This is a genomic window from Streptomyces saintjeani (genome assembly GCF_055409605.1).
This window is the reverse complement of record NZ_CP189624.1, coordinates 7,881,665-7,899,626: the sequence shown is the minus strand read 5'-3', so window position 1 is coordinate 7,899,626 and position 17,962 is coordinate 7,881,665. Positions and strand designations below refer to the sequence as shown.

The 17,962-nt window shown below is 70.4% G+C and carries 21 protein-coding genes and 2 pseudogenes; 16 read left to right on the top strand and 7 right to left on the bottom strand.

Annotated features, from left to right (window positions below; genetic code table 11):
• Positions 1-143 precede the first annotated feature (143 nt).
• The 3 genes and pseudogenes from ACQCO7_RS35715 to ACQCO7_RS35705 form a co-directional block, all read right to left on the bottom strand.
• Positions 144-2,231, bottom strand: coding sequence for an ABC transporter ATP-binding protein (locus tag ACQCO7_RS35715; RefSeq protein WP_464077370.1), 2,088 nt, complete (start codon positions 2,229-2,231; stop codon positions 144-146).
• Positions 2,232-2,363: 132 nt separating this feature from the next.
• Positions 2,364-2,504 (bottom strand): annotated as a pseudogene (locus ACQCO7_RS35710) (hypothetical protein); the annotation flags it as partial.
• A 133-nt stretch (positions 2,505-2,637) separates the two neighbouring features.
• A complete protein-coding gene (locus tag ACQCO7_RS35705; RefSeq protein ID WP_464075685.1) occupies positions 2,638-2,970 on the bottom strand; it encodes a DUF5132 domain-containing protein in 333 nt (110 codons plus the stop codon).
• Positions 2,971-4,880: 1,910 nt separating this feature from the next.
• Between ACQCO7_RS35705 and ACQCO7_RS35700 the strand changes: the two genes are divergently transcribed.
• Together ACQCO7_RS35700 and ACQCO7_RS35695 are read left to right on the top strand one after the other, a co-directional pair.
• Complete coding sequence (locus ACQCO7_RS35700) at positions 4,881-5,447, top strand: P-loop NTPase family protein (RefSeq protein ID WP_464075684.1); 567 nt, start codon at positions 4,881-4,883, stop codon at positions 5,445-5,447.
• Positions 5,444-5,818 (top strand): hypothetical protein, encoded by a 375-nt coding sequence (locus ACQCO7_RS35695; RefSeq protein WP_464075683.1) that lies wholly within the window; start codon positions 5,444-5,446, stop codon positions 5,816-5,818. The genes ACQCO7_RS35700 and ACQCO7_RS35695 overlap by 4 nt, the downstream gene beginning before the upstream one ends.
• A 42-nt stretch (positions 5,819-5,860) precedes the next feature.
• Here ACQCO7_RS35695 and ACQCO7_RS35690 read toward each other — a convergent pair whose 3' ends face one another.
• A complete protein-coding gene (locus ACQCO7_RS35690; RefSeq protein ID WP_464075682.1) occupies positions 5,861-6,157 on the bottom strand; it encodes a hypothetical protein in 297 nt (98 codons plus the stop codon).
• A gap of 546 nt (positions 6,158-6,703) precedes the next feature.
• Between ACQCO7_RS35690 and ACQCO7_RS35685 the strand changes: the two genes are divergently transcribed.
• From ACQCO7_RS35685 to ACQCO7_RS35635, 11 genes and pseudogenes are all read left to right on the top strand, one after another.
• Positions 6,704-6,949, top strand: a complete 246-nt coding sequence (locus tag ACQCO7_RS35685; RefSeq protein ID WP_464075681.1) for a gas vesicle protein GvpO — start codon at positions 6,704-6,706, stop codon at positions 6,947-6,949.
• A gap of 248 nt (positions 6,950-7,197) precedes the next feature.
• Positions 7,198-7,423, top strand: a pseudogene (gvpJ, locus tag ACQCO7_RS35680) (gas vesicle protein GvpJ); the annotation flags it as partial.
• 602 nt (positions 7,424-8,025) lie between these two features.
• Positions 8,026-8,739 carry a GvpL/GvpF family gas vesicle protein gene (locus ACQCO7_RS35675; RefSeq protein ID WP_464075680.1) on the top strand — a complete coding sequence of 238 codons (714 nt, stop codon included), beginning with the start codon at positions 8,026-8,028 and terminating at the stop codon, positions 8,737-8,739.
• A gap of 59 nt (positions 8,740-8,798) precedes the next feature.
• Positions 8,799-9,086, top strand: coding sequence for a gas vesicle protein GvpG (locus ACQCO7_RS35670; protein WP_464075679.1), 288 nt, complete (start codon positions 8,799-8,801; stop codon positions 9,084-9,086).
• The gene (locus ACQCO7_RS35665; RefSeq protein ID WP_143644873.1) at positions 9,083-9,448 is read left to right on the top strand and encodes a gas vesicle protein; all 366 of its coding nucleotides are present in this window, start codon (positions 9,083-9,085) and stop codon (positions 9,446-9,448) included. The genes ACQCO7_RS35670 and ACQCO7_RS35665 overlap by 4 nt, the downstream gene beginning before the upstream one ends.
• Positions 9,438-10,283: a GvpL/GvpF family gas vesicle protein gene (locus ACQCO7_RS35660; RefSeq protein WP_464075678.1), complete on the top strand. Its 846-nt coding sequence runs from the start codon at positions 9,438-9,440 to the stop codon at positions 10,281-10,283. Before ACQCO7_RS35665 ends, ACQCO7_RS35660 begins: the two co-directional genes overlap by 11 nt.
• Positions 10,280-10,465 (top strand): gas vesicle protein, encoded by a 186-nt coding sequence (locus ACQCO7_RS35655; protein WP_143644875.1) that lies wholly within the window; start codon positions 10,280-10,282, stop codon positions 10,463-10,465. The genes ACQCO7_RS35660 and ACQCO7_RS35655 overlap by 4 nt, the downstream gene beginning before the upstream one ends.
• Positions 10,466-10,608: 143 nt before the next feature.
• Positions 10,609-10,878: a gas vesicle protein K gene (locus ACQCO7_RS35650; protein ID WP_143644880.1), complete on the top strand. Its 270-nt coding sequence runs from the start codon at positions 10,609-10,611 to the stop codon at positions 10,876-10,878.
• A 666-nt stretch (positions 10,879-11,544) separates the two neighbouring features.
• Positions 11,545-12,609 carry a Rieske 2Fe-2S domain-containing protein gene (locus ACQCO7_RS35645; protein ID WP_464075677.1) on the top strand — a complete coding sequence of 355 codons (1,065 nt, stop codon included), beginning with the start codon at positions 11,545-11,547 and terminating at the stop codon, positions 12,607-12,609.
• Positions 12,606-12,764 carry a hypothetical protein gene (locus ACQCO7_RS35640; RefSeq protein ID WP_464075676.1) on the top strand — a complete coding sequence of 53 codons (159 nt, stop codon included), beginning with the start codon at positions 12,606-12,608 and terminating at the stop codon, positions 12,762-12,764. Before ACQCO7_RS35645 ends, ACQCO7_RS35640 begins: the two co-directional genes overlap by 4 nt.
• Positions 12,761-13,702 carry a PDR/VanB family oxidoreductase gene (locus ACQCO7_RS35635; RefSeq protein ID WP_464075675.1) on the top strand — a complete coding sequence of 314 codons (942 nt, stop codon included), beginning with the start codon at positions 12,761-12,763 and terminating at the stop codon, positions 13,700-13,702. The genes ACQCO7_RS35640 and ACQCO7_RS35635 overlap by 4 nt, the downstream gene beginning before the upstream one ends.
• A gap of 3 nt (positions 13,703-13,705) precedes the next feature.
• Here ACQCO7_RS35635 and ACQCO7_RS35630 read toward each other — a convergent pair whose 3' ends face one another.
• Positions 13,706-14,377, bottom strand: a complete 672-nt coding sequence (locus ACQCO7_RS35630; protein ID WP_464075674.1) for an MmyB family transcriptional regulator — start codon at positions 14,375-14,377, stop codon at positions 13,706-13,708.
• Positions 14,378-14,655: 278 nt separating this feature from the next.
• Between ACQCO7_RS35630 and ACQCO7_RS35625 the strand changes: the two genes are divergently transcribed.
• The 3 genes from ACQCO7_RS35625 (at position 14,656) to ACQCO7_RS35615 (ending at position 16,214) form a co-directional block, all read left to right on the top strand.
• Positions 14,656-15,303, top strand: coding sequence for a helix-turn-helix domain-containing protein (locus ACQCO7_RS35625; protein WP_464075673.1), 648 nt, complete (start codon positions 14,656-14,658; stop codon positions 15,301-15,303).
• A gap of 32 nt (positions 15,304-15,335) precedes the next feature.
• On the top strand, positions 15,336-15,863 hold the full coding sequence (locus ACQCO7_RS35620; RefSeq protein WP_464077369.1) for a toxin-antitoxin system, toxin component: 528 nt from the start codon (positions 15,336-15,338) through the stop codon (positions 15,861-15,863).
• A gap of 141 nt (positions 15,864-16,004) precedes the next feature.
• Entirely contained in the window at positions 16,005-16,214 is a 210-nt protein-coding gene (locus ACQCO7_RS35615; protein ID WP_464075672.1) for a hypothetical protein, read from the top strand.
• Positions 16,215-16,247: 33 nt separating this feature from the next.
• On the opposite strand, the gene ACQCO7_RS35610 is transcribed toward ACQCO7_RS35615, so the two are convergent.
• Together ACQCO7_RS35610 and ACQCO7_RS35605 are read right to left on the bottom strand one after the other, a co-directional pair.
• Entirely contained in the window at positions 16,248-16,934 is a 687-nt protein-coding gene (locus tag ACQCO7_RS35610) for a 4'-phosphopantetheinyl transferase family protein (protein WP_464075671.1), read from the bottom strand.
• Entirely contained in the window at positions 16,931-17,821 is an 891-nt protein-coding gene (locus ACQCO7_RS35605; protein WP_464077368.1) for a metallophosphoesterase family protein, read from the bottom strand. Before ACQCO7_RS35605 ends, ACQCO7_RS35610 begins: the two co-directional genes overlap by 4 nt.
• Positions 17,822-17,962 lie beyond the last annotated feature (141 nt).

Genomic DNA, 17,962 nt, shown 5'->3' with positions numbered 1-17,962 from the left:
CTACCGAGCCGCCTGAGACCCCGCCGGCAACACCCCGGGCATCCGGCGGAGTTCACCGGCACCCACCGAGACCACCGGCACCCACCACCCCACCCCCCACTCCCCCACCCCGGACTTGCACCCGGGCGCCCCCACCCCCCTGCCTACGCGGCCCGTTCCCCCGACTGCAAGCTCCACAGCGACGCATACAACCCACCCCGACCGAGCAGCTCCGCATGCGTCCCCTCCTCCGCCACCACCCCGCCCTTGTCGAGGACATGGATCCGGTCGGCCCCCCGGATCGTGGACAGCCGATGCGCGATGACGATCAGCGTCCGCCCCTGCGCGAACGACCGCAGCGCCCGCTGGATCGCCGCCTCGGTCTCGTTGTCGACCGCGGACGTCGCCTCGTCGAGGATGACGACCGGCGAGTCCTTGAGGATCGCGCGGGCGAGGGCGATGCGCTGGCGCTGCCCGCCGGAGAGGGCGGCGCCGCGCTCGCCGATGCGGGTGTCGTAGCGGTCGGGGAGGGCGTCGACGAAGGGGTGGGCCTCGGCGGCGCGGGCGGCGCGCTCGACGTCCTCGTCGCTCGCGTCGAAGCTGCCGTAGCGGATGTTGTCGGCGACGGTGCCGTCGAAGAGGAAGGGGTCCTGAGCGACGAACCCGACGGCGCGGCGCAGGTCGTGGCGGTCGAGGTCGCGGATGTCCCGCCCGTCCAGCAGGACTTGGCCCCCGGACGCGTCCTGGAAGCGCATGAGGAGCCGGGCGACGGTGGTCTTGCCGGAGCCGGTGGCGCCGACGATGCCGGTGACGCCGCCGGGTGCGATGTCGAGGGAGAAGTTCTCCAGGACGGGCGGGCGTCCGGGGTAGGCGAAGGTGACGTCCTTGAGGGAGATGGCCCCTTGGACGGTCGTACGGTCCAACTCCTCTTCCTTGCCGACGGGTTCGGTCGGCAGGGCGCGCAGGTGCTGGACGCGGTCGTAGGCGGTGAGGGTGCGCTGGTACTGGTCGACGATCGTGCCGAGCCGGGTGAGGCGGAACAGGACCTGCTGGGGCAGGCCGATGAGAGGGCTGAACACCTCGAAGGGCAGGTCGCCTTCGAGGACGGACCGGCCGCCGAGGAGGAGCATGCCGACCATGGACGCGGTGGTGGTGGCGCGGATCGTCTCGCCGTGGCGGACGGTGTGCCGGTCGGTACGGCGGTTGCCGAGCCGGTACTTCTCGCCGAGCGCGTCGAGGCGGGCGGCCTCGTACTCCTCGGTGCAGAAGCTCTTGACGGTGGCGCTCGCCTGGAGGCTGTTGACCAACTGGCTGTGCAGTTCGGCCCGGTGCTCGCTGGAGACGGCGTAGTCGTCGGCCACGCGGTCCTGGTGACGGAACGACAGCCAGGCGACGACGGGCATCGGCAGGAACGCGATCCACGCGATCTGCGGGGCGAAGACGAGGAACGCGGGCACCAGCACGAGGAAACTCGTGCCGAGTTGGACGACGTCGTTGGCGCAGGTCGCGAAGAACCCGCCGAGCTGGGCGACCTCGTCGGTGAGGACCCCGGCGATCCGGGTGGTGCGCTCGCCCTCCAACTGGCCCAGTTCCAGGCGCTGTACGTGGGCGTAGGTGGAGTCGCGCCAGTCCTGCTGGATGTCTTGGCCGAGCCCGCGCCACTGGGTGTTCGCGGCGTACGAAAGGACGGCGACGGCGGCGCAGGCGAGGGCGGCGGCGCCGGCGAGGAACCACAACTGGGCGGTGGCGCCGGTGATTCCGAGGGCGAGGAGCGGCGGGCAGGACCCCTTGATGAGGACCAGCGCGACCCACCCGAGGAACAACCCGCAGGCGACCTCGGCGAGTTGACAGACGGCGGAGAGCCCGGTGGCGAGCCCGAGCCGGGACCGGTGAGGGCCGACGAGATCGAGAAGGGCACGGAGAGAGGAACGCCGACCCCCAGCACCGCCAAGAACCCCAGCACCGCCGAGGACTCCAGCACCCCCGACCACACCTGCGCCCTCTGCCGCAGCACCCCCGACCGCCCCCGCCTCAGCACCTCCGACGACGGCGCCCCCGTCCACCACCCCCGCCCGAACCATGGCCCGCCGCACCACGACCACCGTCGCCCCGGCAACCGCCCCCAACGCGACAAGCGGCCTGCGCAACAGCTTCCCGCCCCCGAGCGCGAGCCCGGCAGCCCCCACCACGCCCCCGGTGACGGCGAGGGCGGTGCGAAGGGTGCCGGGCGCGGGCTCAACGGCTTTCGGCACGGGCTCGGGCGCCGCATTCTCCGTACGCGCACCGATTTCCGTCGCGGAAGTCCCGGATAACCGTCCGAGAACTCGCCGCAACAGCTCCCCGACATCCGTATTCGTGAGCCCCGGGCCATGCAGCACGAGAACGCTTCCGGTCACGGAATTCACGCGCACCGATTTGATTCCCCGGACCCCCCGCAGCGTATCCGCCAGGGAATCCGCCAACCGCGGCCGGCCGACCGCCTGCGGAACACTCCACCGCTGCCGCCCCGGCACGTTCGAGCGCATTCTCACGCCGCTCCGGATCGGCCGTCCGACGGCCGCCGCCCCCACCAGTAGTGCCATGTCCAGCTGGTTCCCATGCTCTCTGCGACACCGCGTGCTGGGCGGCTGTCGTGTGACGAATTCCGGGCGCGTTTACTCAGTGCGTCTTGCCGGCCCCGCCGGCGGGCCGCCCCTTGGGGGGAGCCGTCTTCGCGGCGCCCGTGTCGGCCGCGACCGGGGCCGCAGCGGCGGTCGGCACGGAGGCGGCGGTCGGCGCCCCGCCCGTCGCGAGCTGGGCGGCCATCACCTCGGCGGTCACCTCGGCCGCGAGGTCGTGGAGCCCCTCGGTCGCCTCGTGGGCGGCGCGCTTCACCTCCATGACGAGCCCGACCGAGGTCTTCACGAGCCCTTTCATCAAAGGCGTGACGATGCGCTTGGCCAAAGGCGCGGCGATGAGACCGATCAGAAACGGGGGAACTACGGGAGGCATGACTCGGTTTCCCTTTCCGGGGTGGGCGATCGTGGAATGTGGCGGCGACTACGGCGGGGAATGCGGACCGGCTTTCTCACCTGTCCCATCCAGTTCGTTTCACACCACACACGGTGGCGACGAAAGAAGCCTATCCGAGGTACTCCGTATGGCCCCCGACCCCTTCGCACACCTTCACCCGAACGTGTCACACCGCCGGTATTTTCGGCCAGCCCCCGAATAGCGCTTCACCGCACACCAGCCGCTCACACCTCCCGGAACAAGCACCCTCACCCCCTACCTCTCCCCATGAATTGACGGACCGCGTCCGCCCTTTTCGGCCAACCGGAATTCTCCGCGCCCCCCCACACACCCCGCACCAGCGATCCTCCCGCGAGGCGGAAGCCCCGTTGCGGCACCCCGGCACACCTCAAGACGATGGCGCCAGGACCGAGAGACGGGAACCCCATGCCGCACATCACCGCCTTCGCCAGGAACCAGTGGTACAGCTAGCGCACCTTTCTGACCTGCGTTTGTGTGGGGGCGATGAGGCTGTGACGAGGGACCCGAGTTGGACGGCGTGGATCACGAGTGGGCGACTCCGGCGGGACTCCGGCTCGTTCCCGGTCGAGCTGCGATGGGGACGCCCGCCTCCGCTCGGGGCCAGGCACGCAAGGGCCTCCAGGACGGCAACCCTGGATGCCTTGGCCGACACCGATTGGAGGTCGGTCCCGGACACCACCCGTGGTTTTAGCGGGCCTGGGTGGCGTCCACGTCTTTACGAGACGACCCCACCGGGCCACACAGCACCCACCCGACGAACCTCCAGCAACAGCACTCTCACCAGTCCGACCCATCGGGCCTCACTCACCTGCCTTCGGCGGCAGCCGATCTCGTCCTCCTCGGGGACCTCACCGGCCGCTACGCCACCGGGAGTTACAGCAGGCTCGCCTCCGACGGCCGAAGCCTGGTCCTGCGTACGGGTCACCAGGGCGCGGCCGAGCACGGGCACCGGATCACCGCGGCCATCGCCTGTCATGTGGCCCGTATCGGCGGCACCGTCGACCATCTGACGCAGCTCCTACTGCACCCCGAGCACGAGGACGGCAGGTACGCCCGCAACATCGCACTGCGTGCCGGGCAGTCGCGTGCCTGGACTACATCCGCCGCGTGTGGGCCAGCGCTGCGGATGCGGTGGGCAGTTCGAGAGTGCTGGAGTCCCGCCATGACGCGTACGAGGTGCTCGCCGCGCTGCGGGACCGCATCGAGACCACACCCTGGCGCGGAGAGCGGGGACGCACCACCCTGCGGGTCCTGCGGGCGCATCTGACACTTCGCCGAGATCGCGGGCGGCCTCCTGCATCACGCCAGCGAACGGCAGACTGCCGAAGAAGCAGGCATCTCCCGCACGACCCTGCGGGCCGTCTACGAGAAGACCCTCAAGCCGCAGGGCTGGCTGCGCCGGCTGCGGGTCGGCCACAGCAGCGAAGGCTCTACCTGGTACCTCAGCCAAGGCATCGCCTCTGGTCACGGTGCTCCTGCTTCACCGTCTCACTTCCGGACCACTCAGTACCCCCGACCCGGCACTTGAGGTTCCTCCTGCCGGCCCAGACCGGGCCTTCGCCTGTGCTGCCCGCGGTGGCAGTCGAGTCCCGCGTAGACGCCATCGCGGACTCAGGTCCGCGGCACGCGCACCTCCCCTGCAACGGCCAACCTCCCGTTCACCGCCTCACCAACCCGCACGAGACAACTCACCTTCCAGTTTCTGGAGATCGAACTCACGTGAATGAACTGACCCGTCACAAGACTCTGGCCACAACCACGGCCCATGTCTGCGACGCCTTCGTGATTGTTGTCGGCATACTCAAGGGCAGCACCGGCAAGACCACCTCCGCCTGGTTCATCGCCCTCTGCTACGCCATCGTCCTCGGATGCCGACGCCGCTCCTGGACGCGGACGCGACCAGCCAGTCCGCCTACGACTGGTTCAAGGTCGCCGAAGCCGAAGGCTTCGAGATTCCCGAGAACCTGGTGATCGAGCGGTGCCCGTTCGACGACATCGCCGAGTACATCCGTGACAAGCGTGCCGAGTTCGGCGCCATCGTGGTCGACGCCGGCGGCGGCTCCGCGAAGCTGTTCCACGAGGCTGTTACCGAGGCGAACCGGCTGATCGTGCCGGTCGCCCCCACCAAAATCGAGCGCCGCAAGCTCATCGCCACCTTCGACGAGGCCGAGCGCGCCGCCGCCCGCAACACCCGCGACGTCACCGCCCACGTCGTCCTCGTAAAGGCCGACGACCGCACCAGCCTCCCCCACACCGTCAAGGACAAGCTGCTCCAGCCCGCCGAGGGCGAGGGCATCGGCCCGGGCCGCGACGAGGCGTTCCCACTCGCCGACACCGTCATCCACGCCTGGGTGCACTACATGGATGCCTTCGGCGAGATCCCCACCGAGCTGAGCGAGTACGGCAGCCTGATGAAGGAGCTGAACGCCGCATGACCGAGAAGAACGAGAAGCCGAAGCCCCCGGCCCGCCCCAAGGGCCGTGTCCTCGGCGGCACGGCCAAGAAGTCGGCGTCCATTCCCCCGCCGCCGGCCGCCGAGCTCACGCCCGAGCAGTTCGCCGCGGAACAGGCCGCCGACCAGAGCGAGGGCCACCGTCCCGCGGTCGACGAGCCCCAGGATCAGTCCACTCCTGCCCCAACTGTCGGGAACGGGTTGGCCGAGGAGTGGACCAAGGCGGTGCCCGAAGGACCACAGGGATACGCGACGCCCTCGCAGCAGGTCGGGGATGCGGACCACGCCACCGCGGCTTCCCGACAAACGGCTCGATCCACTTCGGATCATCCGCTGAGATCACCCCGCCCATGATCGGACAACGCCCCGACAGCCCCACCGGTTACGGGACAACATCTAGCGGACCGACTGCCGAAATGCGTTGATCGCGGTGCGCACCTCGCGGGCCTGGTCCCACTCCGCGCCGTACTCGCCGGTGGGCGTACGCCAGGACCGCACCAGGCCCTCCGCCGTCTCCGCTACCGCCTCCGGCACCGCGAACACCCAGTGAAGCGAGGCCAGGGGACGGTGCGGGAGCGCGCTGTCGCGGATAGGTTGCCGAGCAGTGGCCTGATCGTGTCGCAGGTTGCCGACCCGCTGGAATGCAATCGGGTCGCGGTGCGCGATGCGGTCCACCGCTTCAGCGACGGACATCGGGGCACCCCGGCCGACACCCCGCGTCCGGCGCGGCCACCCGGGGCGGCCACCTCTGGCATGCCCCGGGCGGCTTCACGTGGGGCTCAGCGGCCCGGTGACGGTCAGGCGATCGGGCACCGACCCCGTGACGGTGACGATCTCCGCTTCCGCCACCCCTCGGTATCGCCGTAGAGATGCCCTTCGCCGGCACGCTGTTGCCCGCTGCCGCGTGGACGTGGCCGGATCGTCTTTCGCTGGGCTCCTGGTGAGTGCAGTTGTCGCGTGGGGTGGACGTGGCCGCGAAAATTCATGTAATTAGTATGTAGAACTTATGGGCACCACGTGATCGAAATATGTTCAGATCATGTGCATGACATTTGGCGAGTCGGCGGATACCGGCCGTCGCGCTCGGAGGGCGCGCGAAAGGCATGCCGACGCGTCGTGACCTGTCGGACGTACCTTCCAGCTGGACGGACCGGACGAACTATGAGCACGAGCGACTTATCCGACCCCGGGCCGGGTTCGGCGCCACCCGCCACTGGGGCCCCTGTGGCCGGTGACGCCGTGAGCGCGATGCGTAACGCACGCGCCCAGCTTGCCGAACTTCTGGGCCGCACACCGGAGTCGGTCACGGCCATCACCCGCGACGGAACAGGCTGGCAAGTCGACATCGAGGTTGTAGAACTGGAGCGCATCCCCGATTCCACCAGCATCCTTGCCGTCTACCGGGTGAGGCTGGACGCCAACGGCCTTCTTCTCGGCTATGCCCGCAGCCGCCGCTACACCCGAGGCCAGGTCGACCGACAGTGAGGGCGTGCGTGGTAGCCCGCGCAGCGACCGAGTTGCCGGTGCATCGCTTCCCTCCGCATGACGCAGACCCCTGTGCATGAATGCTCCGCCTGCTGTTGCAGCGGCCACGTCTGCGACGCCCCCGCTCCCTGACCCGGTTGCACCGGTCCGGGCCCTCCGTCCAGTTGCCGTACGTCGATCGCGCGACAGCCCATCGCCGACAACCGCCCCGCACGCCTTCGCCCCACACCTCAGAGGGGACCTCTCCGATGACCGTGCTCGCCCAGACCGCCGCACCCCGCGCCCAGAAGACCGACGGGGGCCTTTACGACATCCTCGACCTGATCCTTGACCGCGGACTCGTGATCGATGTCTTCATCCGAGTGTCGGTGATCGGCATCGAGATCCTGCGCGTCGACATCCGCATTGTCATCGCCAGCGTCGACACCTACCTGCGCTTCGCCGCGGCGACCAATCGCCTCGATCTGGAGAACCGCGGTACTCCCGTGGTGACTCCGGCGCCCGCGCTGTTCACTCCGGCCCTGCCCACTGCCGTGGCATCCGGAGCACCGGCGGCTGTCTCGCCGGGCGTCGCGGCAGTTCCCGCTGCCGGCACTGTCGTCATGCAGGGGCAGCCCGTCGCCGCCTGGCAGCCCGGTACCGGTGCCGCGGTCCCGGTTGGCGGGAACCTCGGACAGGCGGTCGGGACGGTCGGGCAGACCGTCGGTGGCGTCGTCGGCGCCATCACCCCGACCGTCGGGGGACTGGTTCAAGGCGTCGCGCCGACCGTCGGGGGGCTGGTCCACAGCGTGGCGCCGACCGTCGGCGGAGTGGTCGGCGCTGCGGGCCAGACGGCCGGCGCCGTGGTGGGAGCCGTCGCCCCGACAGCGGCGACCGCGGTGAGTACTGCCGCCCCGGCGGCCGGTGCCGCGGTCCCGGTGGCGGATCCCGCGGTGCACAGCGCCGATGCCACCGTGCAGCAGGTGGTCGACGCCCCGGCTTCGACCGCGGCTCGCCCCGAGGAGGACACCACCGTCGCACCCGACAAGACCCCGGGTGGCAAGGCGAAGGGACAGCAGGACGGGAAGGCCTGACGGATGCCGCTCTACCTTTATGCGATCACGGACGCCGACCACCCGCTGCCGGTCGACGGTGCCACCGGAATCGGGGCGTCGCCCGCGCCCTTGCGGGCGGTACGCACCGCCCGGGTGGCCGCCGTCGTCAGCGAGGCGCCGCCACAACTGCGCGCCAAACGACGTGATCTGATCGCCCATCAGAATGTGCTGCTGATGCTCGGTGCCGCAGGTGCCGTGGTGCCCCTGCGCTTCGGCACACTCGCTCCCGACGACGGCGCGGTGCGCCGCGCGCTGGCGGATCAGGAGTCGTTGTTCACCGATCGGCTCCGAGCGGTCGAGGACCGCGTCGAGTTCAACGTCAAGGCCCTACAGGACGAGGACACCGCCCTGCGGGATGTCCTGCGCGACAGTGCCGAAGCCCGACGCCTGAGCGCCCTCACCCGGGACGGCGCTGGGACGCACGACGACCAGGTGTCCCTCGGCACGGTCGTCGCCGCCGGGGTCGAGGCGCTACAGGAGCAGCACGCCCGGGACATCGCCCGCCGGCTGGAGCCGCTGGCCCACCGCGTCGCCGCGGGTGATCCGACGGGCGAGGTCTTCCTGAACCTGAGCCTGTTGATCGAACGCGGGCAGGCGGATGCGTTCGCCGCGTCCGTGGGCCAGGTTGCCGAGAGCCTCGGGCACGGGTTGGAACTCCGGGTGACCGGCCCTCTTCCGCCCTACAGCTTCGTCTGACCGCGCGACCGCGCACCGCACTTCGCCCCGCCACCTCCCGACTGGAAGGAGAGCGCCGTATGGGTCTGCTGGGCAGCCTGCTCGGCCTGCCACTGGCTCCGCTGCACGGGGTCGCCTGGGTGCTGGAACAGGTGGTGCAGGAGGCGGAGCGGCAGTATGCCGACCCGGCTCCCATCCACAGTGAACTGGCCGAGCTGGAGGCTGATCTGCTGGCCGGCCGCATCACCGAGGAGGAGTTCGGCCTTCGGGAGGACGAACTCCTGGACCGTCTGGAAGAGATCGTCTCCGGCAACGGCGCGGATCTGGCCGACTTCGAAGGTTCGGCACTACAGGAAGGCTCCCCGTGACCGACGCCCTCGTGCGGCGAACAGGTGCTCCGTCGCCCCAGCCGGGCGGCGCAGGCAATCTGGCCGACATCCTGGAGCGCGTCCTCGACAAAGGGGTCGTGATCGCAGGAGACATCAAGATCAACCTGCTCGACATCGAACTCCTCACCATCAAACTGCGGTTGCTCATCGTCTCGGTCGACACCGCGCGCGAGATGGGCATCGACTGGTGGGAGCACGACCCGACGCTGTCCTCTCGTGCCGTACGTCCCGCCCCGTCACCCGACCTCGCCCGCGCGGAGGAACTCGCCGCGGAGAACGCCCGACTTCTCGCCGAACTCCAGTCGCTCAACGCCCGGTTGAAGGAACCCGATGCTCTCTGAGCCCGAAGCCCCGCGCCCGGCAGGCCTCACCGAGGCGGTCTACGCGTACGCCGTACTGCTGCAGAACGAGGCGGCCGAGCGGGCCGCCCGAGAACTACGCGGCGTCGATGGGCTGCCCGTACGGATACTGCGCGGCGCCGGCACAGTCGCAGTCGTCAGCGACGTACCGGCCGACGCCTTCACCGAAGAGGCCGTCGCACAGCGACTCGACGACATCACCGACCTGGAACGCCTGGCCCGCGACCATCACCAGGTGATCGCCGCACTGGCTTCCCGAACGGCCGTACTACCCCTCCGGCTGGCCACGGTTTACCTCGACGACGCCAGCCTGCTGCGACGCCTGCACGCCGACGACGGCCACTTCCGCACAACCTTGAACCGACTGGAGGGCCACGACGAGTGGGGCGTCAAGATCTATGCCCATCCGTCGATCACGCCCGCGTCCCCAGGGGACCGGCCACGCTCCGGGCGTGACTACCTGCGCGCGCGCCGCACGAGCCGAGACGGCCATGACGTGGCCCGTCAGGCCGCCGCCGACCTCGGCGCACGAGTGGACCGTACGCTCGCGGAAACGAACCTGGCCACTGACATACGGCACCATCGTCCCCAGTCGGCCGCACTGTCCGCGAACCCGGGGGAGAACATCGTCAACGCGGCCTACCTCGTCCCGCGAAAGCACACGCGGAGCTTCCAGGACCGCGTGGAGACACTCGCGGCCGGGACTGCCGGCGTCCGACTCGAGATCACCGGGCCGTGGGCCCCGTACTCTTTCGCCTCTCCCCCGCAGGAACAGGCCGAAAGGGCGGAGCCCGCGATCCCGCAGACGACGCCGTGACGGCCGGAGGCCCGCCCCATGCAGAGGTCGCTCTGGTCGATCTCCTCGACCGGCTCCTGGCCGGCGGTGTCGTCATCACGGGAGACCTCAGTCTCTGTATCGCCGACGTGGAGCTGGTCCGCATCTCCCTGCGCGCCCTGCTCACCTCGGTCGAGGGAGCCACGGAAGGAATCCTGACGTGACACCACACGACGAACCCGGACTCGGCCGGCCACCCGCTTCGCGTACATCGCCCCCACCTCTCGACACGGAACGCCCGCTACCACTCGGCGCTCGGGCGACGCCGGCACCGGACTCCGAACCGTCCCCGCCCCGACGCCTCGAACTGGACAAGGACACGGTCGAACGCGACCTCGTCCGACTGGTGCTCACCGTCGTGGAGTTGCTGCGCCAGCTCATGGAACGGCAGGCCATCCGCCGAGTCGAAAGGAACAATCTGACCGAGGAGCAGGAAGAGCGCATCGGCATGACGCTCATGATCCTCGACGACCGCATGACCGAACTGCGCACGCGATACGACTTGAGCCCCGAAGACCTGAACCTCGACCTCGGCCCACTCGGCCCCCTCCTGCCGCGGCAGGAGGGGCGCCACTGAGGTTCTCGGCCCAAGGGTGACAGTGATTCCGAATACGGTTGTTGGTCGCGCTGGGTGCCGAAGTCATCGCAGCCGAGCCCGATTCGGCGATGCTGACTGAGGGGTCTCACGATCGGGTGAGACGTCGAGTCCGGGCCGTAACCAAGAGTGACATCACAACTGGCCGTACAGGTCGCGAGCCACCTGACACTCCATCACAAACGGCCACGGCCCGAGCCGGGCCACTCCTGGCCCGGCAGGTTCAAACAGTCGCTTTACGTAAGTCCACCACCCCTTTGGCCTGCACTTATGCGCTACAGGGCCCAAAGAGCGGCGAATTCGACCCGGATTCGACCCCACGGCCTCATTCCACGGCGACGCGCACGCCTGATCAGCGGTGCCGCAACTTCTGCCGCCGCACCAACGAATTGCGGAAACTTAATCACCACGAGAGCCCCGATGACGATCAACCTCGTAAGCCGACAACCCTGAAGCGGACACGCAGCCCAGCGATGCACATACAGTGCCGCGTGTTGGCCCGAGCCCATCCCGACTCGGCCCCACGAGGGACTACATACCCTGAACATGCCTTTTACCGATCTGCTTCCGTGAGGCGGAAGAGGTGTTGCGGCGCGGTGACGCCCTTCCGGACGATGTCGCCATCACCCAACGACGGGAGCCGCAACCATGCCGCACATCACCGCCTTCGCCAGGAACCAGTGGTACGTCATGGCCTACAGCCACGAGGTGGGCCGCGAGCTGCTCGGCCGCACCGTCCTGGGCGAGCCGATCGTCGTGTACCGCACGGAGGCCGACGGCACCCCGGTCGCGCTGCACGACCGCTGTGTGCACCGGCGTTACCCGCTCTCGGCGAGCGGCCTCGACGGCGACCGGATCGTGTGCGGCTACCACGGCTTCACGTACGACACGACGGGTACGTGCGTGTACGTGCCGGGCCAGAAACGCGTCCCGCGCACCGCGCGCGTCGCCGCGTACCCGGTGGTCGAACAGGACTCCCTGGTCTGGGTCTGGATCGGGGACCCGGCGCTCGCCGACCCGGCGGCGATCCCACGCGCCCGCCACCTCGACGCCCCGGGCTGGACGACCGTACGCGGCATGGAGCCGATAGACGCCGACCACGGCCTGCTGGTGGACAACCTCCTCGACCTCTCGCACGAGACGTATCTGCACGGCGGCTACATCGGCACCCCCGAGGTCGCCGAGACGCCGATCACCACCGAGGTCGACGAGGGCGCCGGGATCGTCCGGGTCAGCCGGCACATGGACGACGCCGAGTGCCCCCCGTTCTACGCCCGTTCGACCGGCATCGAGGGCCGCATCACGCGCTGGCAGGACATCGAGTACCACGCGCCGTGCCTGTACCTGCTGCACAGCCGCATCGCCCCGGTCGGGGTGGCGCCCGAGGCGGACGGCAGCGATCCGCACGGTTTCCACACGGAGATCACGTACGCGATCACCCCGTCCGGCGACGGGAAGGTGTACGACTTCTGGATGGTGTCGCGGGACTGGGCGACGGACGACGAGGAGGTCACCGAGTTCCTGCGCGGCAACAACCACACGGTCGTCATGCAGGACGTCGACGCCCTCAACCTCCTTCAGCGCACGCTGGGTTCGGAGCGCGACGGGTACCAGGAGCTGAGCATCAACATCGACACCGGCGGCCTCGCCGCGCGCCGTATCCTCGCGCGTCTGGTCGAGGAGGGCGCCAAGCCCGTGGAGCGGGCCCTGTGACCGGCGAGGTCTACCGCGTCGACTGGCTCCCGGGCACCGACGTCCTGCACGGCACCTGCCACTGCGGACGCGAACACACGGCGCAGGACCCGGTGGAGATGTGGGAATGGATGCTGGCGCACCCGCGCGGGCACGAGACGGAGGACACCAAGTGACCGCGTACGACGGCGAGCTGACCATCCATCAGATAGACACCCCGGCCGAGGGTGTACGTCTGCTGTCCCTGCGCCACCCGCTCGGCGACCCCCTGCCCGCCTGGGAGCCCGGCGCCCACGTCGACCTCCTCCTCGCGCCCGGCCTGGAGCGGCAGTACTCGCTGTGCGGCGACCCGGCGGACCGGCACGAGTGGCGGATCGCGGTACTGGGAGAGCCGGCCGGCAGAGGCGGATCGGCTTATGTGCACGGGGAGTTGGCGCCCGGCGACAAGGTCCGGGCACGCGGCCCCCGCAACAACTTCCCCCTCCTGCCCGCACCCCGCTACCGCTTCGTCGCCGGGGGCATCGGCATCACCCCGCTGCTGCCGATGCTCGCCGCCGCCGAGGCGTCCGGCGCGGAGTGGACCCTGCTGTACGGCGGCCGGTCACGGCGGTCGATGGCGTTCACGGACCAACTCCTGCGCTACGGCGACCGGGTGACCATCGCGCCGCAGGACGAGACCGGGGCGGTGCTCGAACTCGGGCCGGTGCTGGACGAGTTGCCTGGGGACACGCTCGTCTACTGCTGCGGGCCAGGGCCGTTGCTCGACGCGGTGGAGAGCCGGTGCCCGTCGGGAGTGCTGCACGTCGAGCGGTTCCAGCCGCGCGCCACCCAACTGGACGCCATCAATGGCGAGTTCGAGGTCGTCCTGGAGCGCAGCGGCCGTACGGTCACGGTCGGGGCGGACGTCTCGGTGCTCGACGCGGTGCGGGCGGCCGGGGTCGAGGTCCTGTACTCGTGCACGGAGGGGACGTGCGGCACCTGCGAGACCGACGTCCTCGAAGGGACGGTGGACCACCGGGACTCGGTGCTGACGGCGGAGGAACAGGATGCCGGAGAGACGATGATGATCTGCGTGTCGCGATGCAAGGGTGACCGGCTGGTGCTGGATCTCTGAGGCTCAGACTTCCGGCACCACCGTCAGGTGGCTCGCCCCCCTGCGCGCGGCCCGCGCCCCGCCCCGGCGCCCCCCGTGCTGCGCCCGCCGAGGCTCCCGCAGGACCAGCGTCAGCCTCGTGCACCCCATGTCCTGAAGAGCCTTGGTCACCTCGGTGACGACGCGGCAGTCGGTGGCGCCCCAGCGCGGGTCGGGGTGCAGGAGGGGGCGGACGTCGCCGTCGAGGGCCGTGGCGGCGGGGCCGACCTCGCGGATCCAGCGCGGCAGGCCGTGCCGGTAGGCGGCCTCCATGATCGGGTCCTGCGCGATCTCCCGCCGTACGGCCTGGAGTTCGCGGTCGTCGCCGTCCCGTTCCAGGGCCGCCGCGAACTGCGCGAGCATCGGCAGGCACCAGCGCGACTCGTGGTCGCCGAGGACGAGCGAGGCGTCGGGGTGGAAGAGGACGAAGCGCAGGAAGTTGTCGTCGGGCATGGCCGTGGGATGCGGGCCGACCTCGCGGAAAAGTGTCCGGAAAGCGGTGTTCGCGATGACCGCGCCCCAGCGCTGGTCGAGCACGACGGACGGGAAGGAGACCGCGTCCAGCAGCGCGGCGTAGTCCTGGAGGTACGCGCGGGCCTCGGGCCCCTCGGGGCGGGACGGCGGCATGGGCCGCTGCCCACCTGCCCTGTATGCCATCGGGAGGTCACCCCTCTTGCCTGATGCGGCCGTCTCGCGGCGCCCCGATCCTCCGGCCCCCGCACTGTCATGTCAACTATCGTGGCATTCGGCGTTTGTTGACGGCTGAAATTGGCCACAGTTGTGGCGAGACCTGGATGTGAGTTCGAAAAACCGGTTACCCTCCGGGCAGTTGACCGTGACTGCCGGTATGGATGAGTGTGACCGTCGGTGCGGAGGAGGCGGTTTCGGCCGGTCGGGACGCGGGGCGTTCGCGAGAGATGTAGGAGACCTGTTCCGTGACGGATGGCTACGAGGCTGCTGGCGACCCGGCGACGGCTTCGCTGTCGGCTCTCGTCGCCCGGGTCACCGCGCTCGCCGGCCGCCTCGGCGTGCCGTACGCGCAGGTCTTCGACGTCCCCCGGCTGTCGGTGTCGTCCGGGGTGCCCGAACCCGTCGTCAAGGCGCTGCTGAGCGGGCGCCCGGCGGGCGAGCCCGACGTACAGGCCCGCTTCCTCCAGCGGCTCGGGCTGCTGCGGCGCACCCGCCTCAAGCCGGGCGGGCGCAAGTACACGCAGCAGGAGATCGCGGACGGCGCGGGCATGTCCCGGCAGCAGGCGGGCGCGCTGATCAACGGCGACCGGCGGCCCACGATGGAGCACTGCGACGCGATCCAGCGGTTCTTCCGCGTCCACGCGGGCTTCCTGACCGCCGAGGACCCCGAGGCGCTCGCCAGCGTCCTGCTCCACACCGAACAGGAGCTCCTCCAGCAGCTCGCCGCGCGCGAGGCCGCCTCCGCGGCGGACCCGCTGGAACGGCTCCTCCAGGACCACGGCGTGCGCGGGATCGCCTGGCGCGCCGCCCAACTCCCCACCGACCAGCACCGCGACAAGGTCGCCGAGTGGCTGGACATGCTGCTGGAGAGCGTCAAGCGACCCGAGTCGTGAACTCCTGGAGGACGGTGGGCATGAGCAGGCGGATGCGGCGGCTGTGCGGCGAACTCCTCGCCGGGCTGGCCCTCGACGCACCCGCGGCACCCGGGGACGTGTACGCCGGTCTGTGCGCCGCGATGAGCCGCCGCCGGGGCCGTCCCGTGCACTTCCGTACGGCCGCCTTCCCGGTCGGTACGGCGAGCGGGCTGTGGCTGGACATGACCGACCAGGACCTCGTGGTGATCGAGGAACGGACGGCGCCCGAGCATCAACTGGTCATCCTCGGACACGAGCTGTGGCACATGACCGCCGGGCACCACGGCCGGCCCGTCGAGGGTGCCGTCGTCGCCACGCGCCTGCTGCGCGACGGCGCCGACCTCCAGGAGACCGTGCGCCGGGTCGCCGCGCGCACGCGCTTCGACGAGGCCGACGAGCGCGAGGCGGAGACCTTCGGCCTGCTGCTGGCGAGCCGCTGCCGGGGGCTGCTCGCGGGGACGCCGGAGAAGGGCCGGCGCGACCGGCTGGCGGGGCGGATCGAGGCATCGCTCGGGTATCTGCGGCAGGACGGGAAGTGACGCGCGGCCGAACATGCCGTCCGCTATGCAGGTGAACCGGAGCGCATCGCAACGGGGTTGAGGGCGATTGTCGGTGGCGGGCGGCAAGCTGGACGGTACGACGAGACCAACCAGCCGACGCCGACCAGGGGAGAGCCGCCCATGCCCACCACCTCCGTACTGACCGACCGTGAACGCGCCGCAGTCCAGGCGTACTTGCGACTCCTGAACACCGTGGCCGCCGCGTACGACGGAGAGGTGCGGGTCGTCCCGGAGTCGGTGCTCGCGGAGGCGGAGGAGGCGCTCGGGCGGGCGGGGCTGACGGGGAACGAGGAGGAGTTCTTCAGGCTCGTACGGGGGTGGTGTCCCTGAGATGCACGATGCCGAGATGCACGCTGCTGAGATTCACGATGCGTACGGAATCGCGATCGCCGTGGCCAGCAACCCGTCCCTGACCGTCCAGTGTCCCTCGAACCGCCCGACCTCCCGCCCCTCCACCACCGGCCCCGGCACGAGGAGCGTCGCCGACACCGTCCCGAACGTCTCCTCCACCGGTGTCAGCGTGATGTCCGCCTCGGAGAAGTCCAGCCACTTCCCCGTCAGCGGGAACCACGCCTTGTACACCGACTCCTTCGCGCTGAACAGCAGCCGGTCCCAGTGGACGCCGGGCCGGCTCGCGGTGAGCGCGGCGAGGCGCTCCTCCTCCGCGGGCAGCGCGATCGCGGACTGGACGCCCTCCGGCAGCCGGTCGTGAGGCTCGGCGTCGATGCCGAGGGAGGCGAGGTCGGCGGTGCGGACGAGGGCCGCGGCGCAGTACCCGGCGCAGTGCGTCATGCTGCCGCGCACCCCTTCGGGCCAGCCGGGCGCGCCGCGCTCGCCGGGCAGGATGGGCCGGGGCGGGACGCCGAGCTTCTCCATCGCCTGCCGCGCGCAGGCGCGTACGGTGGCGAACTCGCGGCGCCGCTTGTCGACGGCCTTCGTGATCACCGCGCGTTCCTCGGGGTACAGCCCGGCCTCGGCGCCCGGGTCGGCGGCGGCAGGCCCGATCGCCTCGACCGTCACCACGGACGCGGGCAACAGCCGCTCGATCACTGGCCCTCGCCCTTCGCCGGAACCGGAGCCGCAGCCGCGGGCGCGGCCGGGAGGATCAGCCGCGGGCGCCCCGGCGGCTGCTGGCGCTTCTTCCACTCGCGGGGGTAGCCCACCGAGACCTCCTCGAAGCGGACGCCCTCGTGCCAGGTGGTGCGCGGGATGTGGAGGTGGCCGTAGACCATGGCGGCCACCGGGAAGCGGCGGTGCCAGTCGGCGGTCAGGGTGGTGCCGCACCACATCGCGAACTCGGGGTACCAGAGGACCTCGGTGGGGTGCCGGTCGAGGGGGTAGTGGTTGACGAGGACGACGGGCAGGTCCGCCGGCAGCTCCTCCAGGCGCCGCCGGGTCAGCTCCACGCGCGCCCGGCACCACGCCTCGCGGGTCGGGTAGGGGTCGGGGTGCAGAAGGTACTCGTCGTTGCAGACGACGCCCGTGCCGTGCGCGTACTCCAGGCCCGCCTCCTTGGTCGCGCAGCCCGCCGGCAGGAACGAGTAGTCGTACAGCAGGAACAGCGGGGCGATCGCGGCCGGACCGCCGGGGCCCTCCCAGATCGGATAGGGGTCCTCGGGGGTGACGACGCCGAGGTCGCGGCAGACGGCGACGAGGTGCTCGTACCGCTCGACGCCGCGCAGCGTGACCGGGTCGGAGGGGTGGGTCCACAGCTCGTGGTTGCCGGGCGCCCAGACGACCTTGGCGAAGCGGCTCGCGAGGGTCTTGAGGGTCCAGCGGATGTCCGCGACGTTCTCGGAGACGTCACCCGCGACCAGCAGCCAGTCGTCCTCGGTGTCCGGGTGCAGCTCCTCCACCAGGGCCCGGTTCTCGGGGTACCCGATGTGCAGGTCGCTGATGGCCAGCAGCCGCCCGGCTCCCCCGGCCGTCGTCGTCACCACGCGCCCCCGTCTCTCGCCACGGCACTCGCCGAACTCGTCGAACTCGCCGAACTCTCCAAGGTCACCACGACAACACATTCGGCGCCCCGCGACAAGGCCGTCCCGTACGACGCCGTCGCACGGGCCACCCACGGCACG